General features: G+C 60.1%; 14 protein-coding genes. 6 read left to right on the top strand and 8 right to left on the bottom strand.

The annotated features are described in order from the left end of the window. The first annotated feature begins 24 nt into the window (after nucleotides 1-24). A complete protein-coding gene (locus AC07VV_RS04855; RefSeq protein WP_495035499.1) occupies nucleotides 25-1,338 on the top strand; it encodes a sensor histidine kinase in 1,314 nt (437 codons plus the stop codon). Here the strand turns inward: AC07VV_RS04855 and AC07VV_RS04850 are convergent. The 5 genes from AC07VV_RS04850 to AC07VV_RS04830 form a co-directional block, all read right to left on the bottom strand. Then, on the bottom strand, nucleotides 1,296-1,847 hold the full coding sequence (locus AC07VV_RS04850; RefSeq protein ID WP_495035498.1) for a PqiC family protein: 552 nt from the start codon (nucleotides 1,845-1,847) through the stop codon (nucleotides 1,296-1,298). The genes AC07VV_RS04855 and AC07VV_RS04850 overlap by 43 nt on opposite strands. A 16-nt stretch (nucleotides 1,848-1,863) precedes the next feature. Continuing rightward, nucleotides 1,864-3,519 carry a PqiB family protein gene (locus AC07VV_RS04845; RefSeq protein WP_096821448.1) on the bottom strand — a complete coding sequence of 552 codons (1,656 nt, stop codon included), beginning with the start codon at nucleotides 3,517-3,519 and terminating at the stop codon, nucleotides 1,864-1,866. 113 nt (nucleotides 3,520-3,632) lie between these two features. After that, nucleotides 3,633-4,934 (bottom strand): NAD(P)/FAD-dependent oxidoreductase, encoded by a 1,302-nt coding sequence (locus AC07VV_RS04840; protein ID WP_495035497.1) that lies wholly within the window; start codon nucleotides 4,932-4,934, stop codon nucleotides 3,633-3,635. Next, nucleotides 4,931-6,019: a polyamine ABC transporter substrate-binding protein gene (locus AC07VV_RS04835; protein WP_192558052.1), complete on the bottom strand. Its 1,089-nt coding sequence runs from the start codon at nucleotides 6,017-6,019 to the stop codon at nucleotides 4,931-4,933. The genes AC07VV_RS04840 and AC07VV_RS04835 overlap by 4 nt, the downstream gene beginning before the upstream one ends. A gap of 90 nt (nucleotides 6,020-6,109) precedes the next feature. Continuing rightward, on the bottom strand, nucleotides 6,110-7,468 hold the full coding sequence (locus AC07VV_RS04830; protein ID WP_096821445.1) for a glutamine synthetase family protein: 1,359 nt from the start codon (nucleotides 7,466-7,468) through the stop codon (nucleotides 6,110-6,112). A gap of 162 nt (nucleotides 7,469-7,630) precedes the next feature. Between AC07VV_RS04830 and AC07VV_RS04825 the strand changes: the two genes are divergently transcribed. The 3 genes from AC07VV_RS04825 to AC07VV_RS04815 all read left to right on the top strand — a co-directional run bounded on the left by AC07VV_RS04825 (nucleotide 7,631) and on the right by AC07VV_RS04815 (nucleotide 11,078). Continuing rightward, nucleotides 7,631-8,536, top strand: a complete 906-nt coding sequence (locus AC07VV_RS04825) for a helix-turn-helix domain-containing protein (protein ID WP_495035496.1) — start codon at nucleotides 7,631-7,633, stop codon at nucleotides 8,534-8,536. 270 nt (nucleotides 8,537-8,806) lie between these two features. Continuing rightward, on the top strand, nucleotides 8,807-10,006 hold the full coding sequence (locus AC07VV_RS04820; RefSeq protein WP_495035495.1) for an alpha-xenorhabdolysin family binary toxin subunit A: 1,200 nt from the start codon (nucleotides 8,807-8,809) through the stop codon (nucleotides 10,004-10,006). 28 nt (nucleotides 10,007-10,034) lie between these two features. Next, entirely contained in the window at nucleotides 10,035-11,078 is a 1,044-nt protein-coding gene (locus AC07VV_RS04815) for an alpha-xenorhabdolysin family binary toxin subunit B (protein WP_495035494.1), read from the top strand. A 40-nt stretch (nucleotides 11,079-11,118) separates the two neighbouring features. Here AC07VV_RS04815 and AC07VV_RS04810 read toward each other — a convergent pair whose 3' ends face one another. After that, nucleotides 11,119-11,865 carry an anti-sigma factor family protein gene (locus AC07VV_RS04810; RefSeq protein WP_495035493.1) on the bottom strand — a complete coding sequence of 249 codons (747 nt, stop codon included), beginning with the start codon at nucleotides 11,863-11,865 and terminating at the stop codon, nucleotides 11,119-11,121. After that, complete coding sequence (locus AC07VV_RS04805; protein ID WP_495035492.1) at nucleotides 11,858-12,379, bottom strand: sigma-70 family RNA polymerase sigma factor; 522 nt, start codon at nucleotides 12,377-12,379, stop codon at nucleotides 11,858-11,860. The genes AC07VV_RS04810 and AC07VV_RS04805 overlap by 8 nt, the downstream gene beginning before the upstream one ends. 154 nt (nucleotides 12,380-12,533) lie before the next feature. Between AC07VV_RS04805 and AC07VV_RS04800 the strand changes: the two genes are divergently transcribed. Both AC07VV_RS04800 and AC07VV_RS04795 read left to right on the top strand, forming a co-directional pair. Then, nucleotides 12,534-13,505, top strand: coding sequence for a metallophosphoesterase family protein (locus AC07VV_RS04800; RefSeq protein WP_493156366.1), 972 nt, complete (start codon nucleotides 12,534-12,536; stop codon nucleotides 13,503-13,505). 14 nt (nucleotides 13,506-13,519) lie between these two features. Then, nucleotides 13,520-13,828 (top strand): cupredoxin domain-containing protein, encoded by a 309-nt coding sequence (locus AC07VV_RS04795; protein ID WP_495035491.1) that lies wholly within the window; start codon nucleotides 13,520-13,522, stop codon nucleotides 13,826-13,828. 47 nt (nucleotides 13,829-13,875) lie between these two features. Here the strand turns inward: AC07VV_RS04795 and AC07VV_RS04790 are convergent, their stop codons facing one another. After that, nucleotides 13,876-14,925 (bottom strand): hypothetical protein, encoded by a 1,050-nt coding sequence (locus AC07VV_RS04790; RefSeq protein ID WP_495035490.1) that lies wholly within the window; start codon nucleotides 14,923-14,925, stop codon nucleotides 13,876-13,878. Nucleotides 14,926-14,931 lie beyond the last annotated feature (6 nt).

Raw genomic sequence — 14,931 nt, 5'->3', positions numbered from 1 at the left:
TCAGCAGTGGAGTCATCGACCCGAATGGACCTCAAGCAAAGCCTGACGAAACGGATCGTCATCGTGTTCGCTTTGATGAGCGCCCTGGTCGCCGGGGTGTTTGCGCTGGGCATCGTTGCCGCCGTGCATGTGGTCGAACACAAACTGGCCACCAGCACCCTGAGTGGCGGCCTGCACCGGTTGCTGGCGATGGATGACATCAATCGCTGGAGCCATCAGCCGGAAAAGAGTGAATTGTTTTTCTTCGAAGGCGGACCCGGACCCATGGCACTGATTCCGTCACTGGCGGCGCTGTCACCCGGATTCCAGGAAATCATGTTCAACGGCGACGATTTTTTCGCGATGGTCGAGGTGGTCGGCGGGCGCAAATACGTGCTACTGCGTGATCAGGAAAGCCTAGAACAACGCGAGCGGTTGCTGTTCATCGTGGTCACGGTCGGTTTTCTCTTGAGTATCCTGCTGGCGATCATGCTCGGTCGGCTGTTGGCGCGGCGGGTGATGGCGCCGGTCATTCGCCTGGCTCGCCAGGTTCGCCACCGCGATCAGCTGTTGGTGCTGGCGCCCCCATTGCACCCGGACTATGCGGCGGATGAAGTGGGGGAACTGGCGTTGTCGTTCGATCAGACACTGGGGCGTTTGCGCGAAACCCTGAGCCGCGAAAAACTGTTCACCAGCGATGTCAGCCATGAACTGCGCACGCCGTTGATGGTGCTGGGCGGCTCCTGCGAATTGTTGCTCGCCAATCCGTCGCTGGATCCCCGTTCGACCGCACAGGTCAATCGCATCGCCCGGGCCAGCCACGAGATGCGCCAACTGGTCGATACCTTCCTGATGCTGGCTCGCGCCGAGGATGATGCCGGCAATGATATTTGCGTCACCCTCAAGGAAGTCGCCGATGCTCAGTGCGAGATCTGGGGCCGACTGATTCGCGAAAAAGGGCTGGAGTTTTACTACGACGTGGATCAGCCCTGCATGGAACGTTTTAACCTGACGTTTCTGCAATCGGTGATGGGTAACCTGCTGCGCAATGCCTGGCATTACACCGATCGGGGTTTTGTCCGATTGACCTTGAGGGCCAACGGCTTCGTGGTGGAGGACAGTGGCATCGGCATTCCGGAAGAACAGCGCCAGGCCGTATTTCAGCCCTTCGTGCGCGGTGATGAAGGTCGGGGAGAGGGGCTTGGGCTGGGATTGTCGCTGGTGCAGCGGATCTGCAAGCGACAGCAATGGCAGGTGAACCTGAGTACGGGCGAATCCAACGGTTGCCGCTTCAGCGTGGCGTTGAACCCTGCCACTCAGGACGCCGGCGGACAGCCCCGTCCATTGCCCGCCGCCTGAGTGATCTGCGCAGCCAGGCGCTTGACGTTGTTTTGTTGTGCAATCACCAGTTCATTGATGCTCGGCCCGGACGGGGTTTGCAGGACTGAACGGCAGGTGAGCAGCCCCTTGTCGGATTCACCGGCCGCGCGCAGCCGCCATTTGGCGTCGATCAGCGCGTACTGCCCGGGAATCGAATCGAAACGCTGCACGTCGATCCGCACCGAGACTTTGCGCGACCCGCCGGCGTTGCTCAGTTGATCCACCAGCGCACTGCGCAGTTCATCGGCCAGGCTGGCGCCCCACCATTCGGTTTCCAGAATCGCCAGGCCACTGTTGCCCTGGCGGATGACGATCTGCGGCCGGTCGACCTGCGGCGGCACGCTGATGCCTTCAATCGTGATGTCCGAGCCCGATCTGCCGGCCGCCGGTTGTGCCGGGGTCAGGGTATGAAAGCTGATCGGGTCGCTGCGGCAGGCGCCCAGCAGCAGGCACGCAGCGAGCACGGTGAACTTCAGCGGTAAAGCCATGGGACAGCTCCTGTGCTCAATTGCGCGGCGGTCCTTTGAGATCCAGCGGCGCGGCGTTGTCGGGGCGACCGCGAATCAGCGATTCCGGATGACGGCCCAGGTAATCCGACAGTTCACGCAACGAGCGCGACATGCGCCCGAGTTCGTCGAGGGTCTGGGTCAGTTGTTCGCGTTGCGGCGAGTCTTCAGCCAGCGTCGAACTCGCCGATTGCAGAGTCTTGCTCACGTCCGCCAGGGTGCTCTGAACACCGGGCAGGGTTTTGGCGTTGAATTGGGTCAGGCCTTTGCGCAGTTCCACCAGATTGCTGTCGAGATTGCCGGCGATGCGTTCCACCGGCAGCTTGTTGAGTTTGTCGACCATGGCCTCGAGTTTTTCCTGCAACTGTTCGAGGCTGCCGGGGACGGTCGGAACGCTGATCGGGCGAGCGGTGGGGTCAAACGCGACTTTTTCGGCTTTGGGGAAGAAGTCCAAAGCGATGTACAGCTGACCCGTGAGAAGGTTGCCGCTGCGAGCCTGGGCGCGCAGGCCGTTGTCGATGAAGGTGCCGATCAGACGCACGCCAGCGGCTTCGTCGTCCGGGTTGTGGTTGAGCACCTTGAGCATCTTTTCATGGGCCCGACCGAGACGTTGCGGGTAGATCACGATGCCGACGTTGAGCGGGAAGCTGCGTTTTTTCTCGTCGAAGTCGAGGTTGATGCTCACCACCCGGCCGATCTCCATACCGAGGAATTCCACCGGGGCATCGACCTTGAGACCGCGCAGCGCCTGATCGAAACGCAGGCTCAGGTACTGCGGCTTGCCGTTGGGCGGGGCGAGGGCGGTCATCTGGTCTTCGAACAGATCGAAGGACTTTTCATCCGCCGCGGCGACATCGTTGGGGCTGTAATCGGGTGCGCGGAAGGCAATGCCACCGACCAGCAAGGTCGACAGCGATTCGGTTTTCACCGCAAAACCATTGGCACCGACATTGACGTCAATGCCGCTGGCGTTCCAGAACCGGGTGTTTTCCGTGACATAGGCATCGTTCGGCGCGTGAATGAACACTTCGATGTTCACGCCTTTGCCGTCGGGGTCCAGGGCATAGGCCACCACTTGGCCGACCGGGATCTTGCGGTAGTAGACCGGGGAGCCGATGTCCAGCGAACCCAGATCCGAAGCGTGCAGGTTGAAGCGCCTGCCCGGTTCGCCATAGGTGATCGGGGGCGGGTTTTCCAGCCCTTTGAAGTACTTGGCGCGATCGTTCGATTGGCCGATATCGGCACCAATGTAGTCGCCAGACAGCAGGGTATCGATGCCCGACACGCCACCCGCGCCGATACGCGGGCGTACCACCCAGAATTGCGAGTCTTCGCGGGTGAAAGTTTCGGCCTGCTTGGACAGCTTGATCGTGGCGTTGACGCTCTTCTGGTCGTCGCTCAGTTCGACATCCGAGACCTGGCCGACCACCACGTTGCGGTATTTGACTTCGGTCTTGTTGGCGGTCAGACCGCTGCCGGTCTTGAAGGTGACGACGATCGTCGGGCCTTCCTGCATCAGGTTGTGCACCACCAGCGAAATGCCCACCAGCACGGCGACAATCGGCACGATCCACACCAGCGAAATGCTGAAGCGGCGGGTCTTGATCGGTGCCTGACCGGGTGCTCGCGGTTGATCGGCGGCTGACGACTCCATCCATGACCTCCAGAGTGTGTTGGGCACTGAGCGTCAGGAACGCAAAAGCACTTCATCAATATAGAAGTGCTTTGCGATAGAGCAAATGTGCAGGTCGCTTCAAGCCGCGAGGTTCAGCCGAGCATTTCCCGCAGGCGATACCAGAACATGCCCAGTGCCAACAACGGCGAGCGCAGCGCCGGGCCGCCGGGGAAGGTCATGTGCGGCACACCGCTGAACACGTCCATGCCCTGGCTGTGGCCTGCGTGAATCGCTTCGCCCAGCAATTTGGCGCACCAGTGCGTGACGTTCAGGCCATGGCCGGAATAGCCCTGGGCGTAGAACACGTTCGGGTGCTGCTTGAGGCGCCCGACCTGCGGGAAGCGGTTGGCGGTGATGCCGATCTTGCCACCCCATTGATAGTCGATGCGCACATCTGCCAGTTGCGGGAAGACCTTGAGCATCTTCGGTCGCATGTACGCGGCGATGTCCGCCGGATCCTTCCCGGAGTAGTGGCAGGCACCGCCGAACAGCAGACGCCGATCCGCCGAGAGCCGGTAATAGTCGAGGCCGACCTTCTGGTCGCAGAGTGCCAGGTTCTGCGGGATCAGTTCGGCGGCGCGTTCCCTGGACAAGGGCTCCGTGGCGATGATGTAGCTGCCCGCCGGCAGGACTTTACCGCTGAGCTGTTGCTCGAGTTCATCCAGGTGGGCGTTGCAACCGAGCACCAGGCTACCAGCGCGCACTGTGCCCGAGGCGCAGCGCACTTGTACCGTCGCACCGTGGCTGATTTCCAGCACCGGGCTCTGCTCGAAGATCCGCACCCCGAGCGAAGCTGCCAGCCGCGCTTCGCCCTGGACCAGATCGAGCGGGTGCAGATGACCCGAACCCATGTCGATCAGGCCACCTTTGTAGACATCGGCGTTGACCACTTGCCGTCGAATGTCTTCGGGGCCGACCAGACGCGTTTCATGGGCATAACCCGAGACCGCGAGGCTTTCCTGTTCAGCTTTGAACGCCTCGAACTGCGCCGTGGTGTTGGCCAGTTCGCAGAAGCCCCAGCGCAGGTCGCACTCGATGGCGTTGTCGCCGATGCGCCGGCGCACCAGTTCCACCGAGTCGACGCCGGCCTGTTGCAGGTAACGCACGCCTTCTGCGCCGACATGGCGGGCGAAGCCCTCGACTTCATGGCCGATGCCACGGATCAACTGGCCGCCGTTGCGCCCGCTGGCGCCCCAACCGATGCGCCGGCCTTCAAGCAGCACCACCGAGAGGCCTCGTTGTGCCAGTTCGATGGCGGTGTTGACGCCGGTGAAACCACCGCCGATCACGCAGACATCGGCGATCAGGTCGGCTTCAAGCGCCGGGTAGGGCGTGCTCGACCGGGCTGATGCGGCGTAATACGAGCGGGCGTGTTCCTGGGTGTATTGATTCATTTGTTCGACTTCACTTTGCTCCAGGAACGGGTCATCAGACGCATGATCGACTGGGGCGGGGTGGTGGAAATGTAGAGTTTGTCGAGCACCTCCTGAGGTGGATAAACCTCAGGATTGCTGACCAGTGCGACGTCCATGTATTGCTTGGCCGGCGGGTTCGGGTTGGCATACCCGACCGAGGCGCTGACCTTGGCGATCACTTGCGGATCGAGCAGGTAATTGATGAAGGCGTGGGCTTCCTTGGTGTTGCCGGCATCGGCGGGAATCGCCAGCAGGTCGAACCACAGGTTCGCGCCTTCCTTGGGAATCGCATAGGCGATGTTCACGCCGTTGTTCGCTTCCTTGGCGCGGTTGGCGGCCTGGAACACGTCGCCGGAGTAACCGAAGGCCACGCAGATGTCGCCGTTGGCCAGATCCGACACGTATTTCGAGGAGTGGAAGTAGGTGATGTACGGACGGATGCTCAGCAGTTTGGCTTCAGCCTTCTTGAAGTCTTCCGGGTTCTCGCTGCGCGGGTCCATGCCCATGTAATTGAGGATCGCCGGGAACACTTCGTCGGCCGAGTCCATCATCGACACGCCGCACTGGGTGAGTTTTTTCAGGTTCTCCGGTTCGAACAGCACGGCCCAGGAATCGATGTGGTCAATGCCCAGCACCTGTTTGACCTTGTCGACGTTGTAGCCGATGCCGTTGGTGCCCCACAGATACGGCACCGAGTGCTCGTTGCCCGGATCGTTTTTCTCGAGCAGGGCCAGCAGTTTCGGGTCGAGGTTCTTCCAGTTCGGCAGTTGCGAGCGATCCAGCTTGAGGAACGCCCCGGCCTTCACCTGACGGGCCAGGAAGTGGTTGGACGGCACCACCACGTCGTAACCGGTGCGACCGGCGAGCAGTTTGCCTTCGAGGGTTTCGTTGGAATCGAAGACGTCGTAGATCACCTTGATCCCGCTGCCGGCCTGGAAGTCGGCGAGGGTGGTCGGGCCGATGTAATCGGTCCAGTTGTAGACGCTGACCTGGGGTTGGGCTTGCGCACCTGCGCTGCACGCCAGGGCCAGAGCGGCGGGGATCAGGGATTTCAACAGACGCATATCGACACCTCTTCGAGTTGGATTTTTTATGCTCGTAAAGTCGGTAGGGATCGCTCCCGGACAGTGTCCGGGAGCGATCAGGTCGCAGGCTTAAACGCTCAACAACAGGAACTCACGCTCCCAGGAGCTGATCACGCGCTTGAAGTTTTCATGCTCGGCACGTTTCACCGCCACGTAGCCGCGCACGAACTTGCTGCCCAGATACTCGGCGACGGTGTCGCACTCTTCCATCTGGGTCAGGGCTTCTTCGATGGTGATCGGCAGGCGCAGGTTGCGGCGCTCATAGGCGCGGCCTTCGACGGCGGCACTTGGCTCGATGCCCTCGACCATGCCGATGTAACCGCACAGCAGGCTCGCGGCGATCGCCAGGTAAGGGTTGGCGTCAGCGCCGGGCAGACGGTTTTCCACGCGCATCGCTTCAGGGCCGGAGGTTGGAACCCGCAGGCCGACAGTGCGGTTTTCTTCGCCCCATTCGACGTTGACCGGTGCCGAGGTGTCCGGCAGGAATCGACGGAACGAGTTCACGTTGGGCGCGAACATCGGCAGCACTTTCGGGATGAATTTCTGCAGACCGCCGATGTGATGGCGGAACAGATCGCTCATGGTGCCGTCGGCATTCGCAAAAATCGGCTTGCCGGTGGCGATTTCCACCACGCTCTGGTGCAAGTGCATGGCGCTGCCAGGCTCATCGCCAATCGGTTTGGCCATGAACGTCGCGGTGACGTTGTGCTTGAGCGCGGCTTCACGCAGGGTGCGCTTGAACACGGTGATCTGGTCGGCGAGGTCCAGTGCGTCGCCGTGACGGAAGTTGATTTCCATCTGTGCCGGGCCGTCTTCGTGGATCAGTGTGTCGAGATCCAGGCCTTGCAGTTCACACCAGTCGTAGACGTCTTCGAACAGCGGGTCGAATTCGTTGGCCGCATCGATCGAGAACGACTGACGACCGCTTTCAGCGCGACCGGAACGGCCCAGCGGTGCCTTCAATGGTAAGTCCGGGTCTTCGCAACGCTGGGTCAGGTAGAACTCCATTTCCGGCGCGACAATCGGTTTCCAGCCCTTGTCGGTGTACAGCTGCAAGACTTTCTTCAGCACGTTGCGCGGCGACAGTTCGATCGGGTTGCCGAACTTGTCGAAGGTGTCGTGGATCACGATGGCCGTCGGCTCGATGGCCCATGGCACCACGTACACCGCGTCGCTCACCGGTTTGCAGACCATGTCGATGTCGGCCGGGTCGAGCAGGTCGTAGTAGATGTCGTCGTCGACAAAATCCCCGGTTACCGTTTGCAGCAGCACACTTTCCGGCAGGCGCATGCCTCGCTCATGCAGGAACTTGTTGGTCGGTGCAATTTTGCCGCGGGCGATGCCGGTCAGGTCGCTGACCACGCATTCCACTTCGGTAATCTTGTGATCTTTCAGCCATGTGAACAGCTGATCGAAAGGGGCATTCATAAAGACCTCGTCGTTGGTTTTATTGACGCGGGGGAAGTGCGATTTCATCTTTCGCAGGCTTCCCCTGTGGCGCGTTGACGACTATCTTGGGCGGGCCTTGCCGTTCCATCTATCCACTTTAAGCAGCACCAAAGCGCACCAAAAGAGTGCGCAAGGTCTCCCATGACAACGTGTAATCCGCTACAGGTTCAAGCTTTCAACACCGCCGATGTCGCCGAACAGGTTCGCGCCACACCGGGCTGGGTCCAGCATTACCAACAGATGTCGCCGGGGCATTTTGCCGGGCGAATCCGCTATCTGGACTTGCAGGGGGTGGAGGTCTACGAAGAACAGATGAACACCCGGGTCGAGCAGAATTTCAGTGCGCCGTCGGGGGCTCTGGCGTTCTGTTTCGATCGCAGTGACAACGCGCTGTACCTGCTGAACGAAGAGAGCCGCAACATCTGGATCACCCCGGAGAACTATCAGGAAATCGCCGTGGTGTTCGGCCCGGAGTTCGTCCGCCGCAACGGCCTGGACGTGGCCCGGCTGGAAGGTTTGTTCATGGCGCCGCTCAACGGCGCGCAAAACGCGCTGTTCAGTCGCTGGTTAAGCTCGACTCTCACGAAGTTGTCGCAAACCCTTGATCAGCCAAGCAAAGAAGCACTGACCCAACAGTTGCTGGAGGATTGCCTGTTCATCCTCGACAACGCTTGCGTGTGCCTGGACCGCGGTGGTTTGCAGCGCCGCACTGAAGAGCGCACGACCATGAAACGGGTGGGCGAATGGGCGGCGGATTCGCCGGAAGAAACCCTCAACTTGCTGGAACTGTCCCAGGTGGCCGGGGTTTCGTTGCGGCAATTGCAGCAGACCTTCAAGGCCTACACGGGCATGTCACCGACCCAGTGGTTGCGCCTGCGCCGGCTCAACAGTGCCCGCCGGGAACTGCTCAGGGGGGCCGTTTCAGGCACCACGGTGGCCGAAGTGGCGATGAACTGGTCGTTCTGGCACCTGGGGCGGTTTTCCAACAGCTATCGGGCGCTGTTCAATGAACTTCCCAGTGAGACGCTCAAGCGTTCGAGCAAATAAAACGCACTATGAAAAGTGCGCTTTATTGCGTTGAGTACGGATTGCCGTGTGTTTAACGGCCCGAAAGTAACCGTTGTCTGTAAGACTCTTCCGGCGTCTGTTGCTCGATGTTTCATCTACACGGCTCTTTTGGTCTAAATCCATATAAATTAAAGTCTTACGAAGGTTTTATCGAATCGTTCTGTTTCTTCTGCTCCTTCAGGAAAGTCATCTAGCGTTCTGCGGGCCGGTGCAATGGTTGCACCGGCTGTATGAATAGAGGCATTCAAGATGGCTGTTCCATTGAAAGAGTCGGAAAGCAGTAACAACCTGCCGCAAGCGGTTCTTCATCTTATCTCCGGGCAATATCCGGGCGTTGCACGCGACGCCGGGTTATTGACCCGAGAAGATGTGATCAAGATCAAGCAGTACGTGAAAAAGGGCCTGTCGCTGCCCGGCGACCTGCCGGAAGTCGAGTCGTACCTCAAGTACAAGAAGATCGATGTCGCAGGCCTGGAGCCGGCCGACATCCAGGTGCTGTTCAAAAAGATCCGCATTCACGCCGCCAGTTGGGATGCGGTTGAAACCAAGATCCTCCAGCAGAGCAGCGATCTGGCTGCGGCGGCGAAAAACATCGTCAGCAGCGGCGGGGAAATCATTTCCGTGATCAAGGAAATGCCGATCATGGAGCGCGTCAGGACCACCTTCGGGCAAATGACCGGGAATGATCTGGCCGGCATCACGTACACGTCGGACGATGGCGAAGTGGCCTCGGCAGTGACTGAAATCATCAAGCTGATGAAGGTCGACATTCAGCGCCAGCAGGGTGCGACACGAGAGCTCAAGGATCGCATCTCCAACTTCAAGATCGAACTGTCCGGTGGTGATTTGTCGACCGGCAAGCGGGTATTCGGCCTGCAGTCGGAAGTGAAGGGCAAGTACGACTTGATGGAGCGCCACAACCTGGTGGAATCGATCGCCAGCACCCAACAGACCATCAAGGAAAAGAAGGAGCGGATCACCCAACTGGACAAAGACTACGACTATTACGTCGGCATGTCGTTCTCCGGTGTGCTGCCGATCTTCTGGCCGATTTCAGGCTCGATCTTCGGCCCCAAGGCCGAGACCGCGCGCAAGGAGCGCAATGCCCTGAAGGCCGAGGTCGATGCGCTGGAAGAGAGCGTCAGCGGCAAGCAAAGCCTGCAGAGCGCCATCGAGAGTTCGATGTCGAATTTCGGCGACATCGGCATTCGCATGGCCGGCGCAGAAGCCGCGCTGAACATCCTCAACACCATGTGGCAAACCATGCTCAGCAAGATCGATGCCTCGGCGCAACAGTTCGAGCGCATCAACGATGCCTTGCGCCTGACCACGTTCGTGGCCGAGTTCGCGCTGGTGATCGACCCGTGGCGTGACGTGAAAAGCACCGCCGGGGAGTTGCTGGCAACCTTCAATGCCGCCCTGGACGAATACAAGAAATCATTCAACTGATTGCCCCTTCGCTTTGAGGATTATTGCCATGAACGGCGTTACACCCATCAATACCCCGCATATCCCGACGGTCGATGTGAAGAGCATCGTGCAGACCATTCGCGACATTTCGACCCTGGCGCGTTTTCGCAATGTTCAATCCGACGTGCTGCAAGAACGCGCGCAACAAGTTGCCGCGTACTTGAACAACACCGATCAGACCCTGCGCGAAGCGTTTCCGGTTCTGTTGACGGCATTGAGCAACGCGTCCGGGGACAGCTATTTCTCGGCGCTCGAAGAATTGCGTGACACCCTCGGCCGGGATGACCTGACGGCCGAAGACCGCGCCCTGCTCAGCGCAGAAATCCGCAATATCAAAGGGATCGTCGAGGCGATGTTCGAACGTGTGGAGGCACGGTTTGCAGAGTGCGCGCAGCGTCTGGACAACGATGTGCGCAGTGTCTACAGCGTCGAAATCGGTGAGCGCGCCAATGAGCCGTTGAGTGTTGCCAAACAGCGCAAGGCTCGGATCCTGGCGCATCTGGATGAACACTGCCGGAGCAAGGCGACCTGTGTGGAGCAACGCGACACCCTGGTCAAGGCTCAGGAGGTGATTCGCGAGTTCAATCTGGCCGAGATGTACAAGAACGCGATCCCGTCGGGCAAGGCGCTCGACAGCATCGACATGGCCAACCCGAAGAAAGAGGCGGTGAAGCAGGGCATCGAACTGGTGCGCAAAGTGCTGGGCGTGGTGTCCGATGGCATCAAGTACAGCGAACTGGCGACGGCTCGCAACAATCTGGACAAGGAAATCCAGAGCATTTCCCAGGCAATGAATGCGCTCAATACCGATCTGCAAGCGGCAGAGGATGTGCTGTCGGATGCCAGTGCGATCGTCGAGATCAGCCGTCAGCGGCGGGTCGCGGGTGAAGAGATCACCGCAGTGGCCAATGTCTGGAAAGGCTTTGCCTTGGCACTTGAGCGCCTGAAGAACAGCGACTACTCGCGCAGCGATCTGTCTTCGCTGATCAATCGGTACAAGACGCACCTGGTCACGCTGAATGCGGATTACAACGCCCTCATGATCAACTGAGGGCCGGGCGCAGTCGGTCAAGCGATGGGCTGCGCCTGCTTCAGACCCCATTCCTGAGCAATTGGCTGAACGCCTCCAGCTCACTTTTCTCGACATCCGAAACCAGCACGAAACGCATGTGACCGGCCTGCCAGGAAATCACGTTGAAACCGCGAATCGTCTGGCTCTGCGACGGTTTGTCGGCGTCCGTTGTCGGCAGGATAAACACATTGATGATGTGTTTTGCGCGGCCGTAACTCAGGGCAGCAGTGGTCTGGTGTTGCAGGTAATCCAGCCGTCCGCCGAGCAGTGGAAAGCCTTGCGCCGAGTAGTCGACGACGGGCGGCGAGAAGTCGAGTTTGCCGGTGAACCAGGGTTTCACGGTGTGCCGGTCGGACGACACCACGTCGTTCAGGTGCTGCCCCATCAACGAGCGCACGTGGCTGGAGACGGCTTCGTCCATCAACGGTTGTTCGCTGCCCGGTGTTGCCACGTAAAGCACCATCGCCAAGGCCAGGGCCGCTGCGGAAAATGCCGGGGCGAACCATTTTCGCCAACGTTCGAACGGGCTCGGCGATGCAGGAGCAACGGCGGCAAGCACGCTGGCAGTCAACGACTCCGGTGCGGAGTAATACGTCGCATGGCGTTTCACGCTGGTCTTCAGCAGTTTCGCTTGATCATGAAGCCGCGCGCAGTCGGCGCACGTGGCCAGATGCGCAGCGACATCCGCAGCCATCGCAGGATCAAGTTCCTGATCCAGATAACCATGCAGTTGTGTCCGGCAAACCGTGCAGTCGAGTTCATTCATGATCGTGCAACTTCAGTAGTTCGAGCTTGAGCATGGCACGCGCCCGGGCCAGTCTCGACATGACGGTGCCGATGGGAATATCGACCACCAGGGCGATGTCCTTGTAGGGCATGTCTTCGAGTTCCTTGAGCACAATGACCTCGCGAAACGCCGGCGGCAAGGCGCTCAGTGCCTGCTGGAGCAACGCCGCGTTTTCCGTGTGAATGGCCAGCAGTTCCGGGCTCTGGCTGTGGCTCAGTGCGCCGCCGCTATCGCTGCTATCGCCGGTTTCGTCATCGAAAGCGACCCACTGGCGTCCGGCCGAGGCTTTGAGCCAGGTGTAGCTTTCGTTGCGCACGATGGTCAGGAACCAGGCCTTGGCGTTGCCATCGGCAAAGCGCTGCAAAAACCTGAAGGCGCGCAGGGCGCTTTCCTGCACGACGTCCCGTGCAGCGCTGTCGTTGCCTGTGATCCAGCGCGCGAGGTTGTAAGCCGCGTCCAGGTGCGGCGCAATCAGTTCCTCAAATCGATTCATAGTGGTTTCCGCACCGTCACACCCCTATAACCGTGATGCGTCGTGTTTTATTCCCTGAAAAGAATTTGTTTTGCAGCGTGGAATAAACGTTCGCCCCGCGTGGTTCTACCTGGTGTCAGCTACATCACTGTAGTCCGCCAGCGAGGACATCCCCATGGACAATCAAGCAAAACATCCACTGCGCACCGACGGCTTGCTGCACAACCCCGACCGGCGAACGCTGCTCAAATGCTCGGCGTGGGCCGGGGCCGGCGTCCTCTGGGCTTTGAGCGGCGGTATTCCCAGAGCGTTTGCGATGGATGAGGCGGGTAACGTCACCGACCCCAAGGCGTTGGCCAGCACCTTTCATTTCGTGCAGATCAGCGATTCGCACATCGGCTTCAACAAGGAAGCCAATCCGGAACCGGTGAAAACGCTGCAAGTGGCGATCGACAAGGTCATCGCACTGCCGAAACGGCCGTCGCTGATCCTGCACACCGGCGACATCACGCACCTGTCCAAGGCCGAGGAGTTCGATACGGCGGCGCAGGTGCTCAAAGGCCTGCCGTCTACCGTGCATTACATCCCCGGTGAACACGACACCCTCGACGAGGGCGGCGGCAAGCTCTATCTGGAACGTTACGGCAAGGGCACCAAAGGCAACGGCTGGTACAGCTTCGATGACCATGGCGTGCATTTCATCGCGCTGGTCAATGTCTTCAACTTCCAGGCAGGCCATGAAGCGACCCTCGGCGCCGATCAACTGGCCTGGCTGGCTGATGATCTGCGCGCGGTTTCGACCAGTACGCCCATCGTCGTGTTCACCCACATTCCGCTGTGGACGATCTATCAGCCATGGGGCTGGGGCACCGAGGATGGCGATCAGGCGATTGCGATGTTGCGCAAGTACGGCTCGGTGACGGTGTTGAACGGCCACATCCATCAGGTCATCCAGAAAGTCGAAGGCAACATCACCTTCCACACCGCCCGTGGCACGGCGTATCCACAACCGGCACCGGGCGCGGCGCCGTCTCCGGGGCCGATGACCGTGGCGGCCGATCAGTTGCGCAACTATCTGGGGATCACCGATGTGCGTGCGACACAGGGCGATCATCCGTTGGCGCTGATCGATTCGACACTGGTCTAGGGGAGGGCAGCCAGATGAAATCGCGACTGTTGGCAGTGCTGTGCCTGATGCTGTCGATGCCGGCGTGGGCGCAGGAGGTGAAGGTCGATATCAAGGAGTTCATGTTCGGCCCCAAGGATCTGACCGTGGCCGTGGGCACCAAGGTGACGTGGGTGAATGACGATCAGATCCCGCACACGGTGGCCGAAACCCATAAAGTGTTTCGCTCGGGGGCGCTGGATACCAATGACAGTTTTTCCTGGGTGTTCAATACGCCGGGCGAGTTCGAGTATTTCTGCGTGCTGCATCCGCAGATGATCGGAAAGATTGTGGTGACTCAATAAATAGAAGGCGCGGCTCTCACAGGGCCGCGCCTTTTTTCCATCTGTTTTCAGAGCTGTACCCGACGCAGTCGGCCGTTCAACGCAACCACCTTGTTGTCCGGCGTGGGCAACAGTCGCCCCGTTAACCCCATGCCTTCGCTCACCAGTACCGCATCCTGCAACAGACACAGGTTGGACGGGGTATCCAGGTCGCGGGCGAGCACGGTCACTTCGCTTGTTTGCAGATTGCAGCTCAACAGTCGCCCGCTGAATCGGGTGAATCCGCCATGCAGGGTTTCGCCATTCCAGTCAGGCGGCAAGGGTTGTTGCAGACGGCTGCAAAGCTCCAGCACCAAGACGTTTCCTTGCGGACACAGCGCGAGCCCGGTGGGCAGTTGCAGGCCGCGAATCAGCACTTCGATCCGGCCGGTGTCGGGCCAGACCCGGATCACCTGTCCGGCCTGATCATCAAAGTCGATGCCTTTGCGACTCGGGTCGCTTTGCATCTCCCCGGAGAACAGGCTGATCAGCACGGCGTCCGTCGCCGGTTCGTGCACCAGCGTGACGGGGACGGCTTCCTGGCCCATGTCCAGATCGGGCAACTGCACCAGTACCTGTTCATCCTCGCCGCTGCTGAACTCCACCAACTGATTGGTATCGGGTTTGACGGCCAGCCAACTGCGGCGGGTCGGGTGGTAACACAGCGCATTCAGATTGCCCCGGCTGTGAAACACCGGCTCGGGTGGGGTGTATTGCAGGTCCAGCAGTTTCGAGCCCTCGACATAGTCGGTCTGGCTGACCAGGCAGCGCCCGTCACCGCAGGCAATGTCCGACAGCCCCATGATTTCATCGCGCAACATGCGGGCCTGCATGTTCATGGCGCGGAAACCTTGCGCCAGTGTTTCAGGGGCGAGATACGTGCCGGGCTTGAGCGGGTCCGGCCGCAGTCGACTGATGCGGCCGCTGAACGTCTGATCCGGCAGGCCTGAACCGGCTTCGACCAGCAGCAGGCTGCCATCGGCTTGCATGCAGACACCGCGTGGGTTCAGCAGGCCTTCGGCGATGATGGTGCTCGGGCGCAGAGTCTCGCTGGGGCGCGCAGGAATATGAACAGTCATAGGTTT

The sequence above is a fragment of the Pseudomonas sp. GW821-FHT02C04 genome, assembly GCF_059421845.1.
This window is presented reverse-complemented; position numbering and strand designations above follow the sequence as displayed.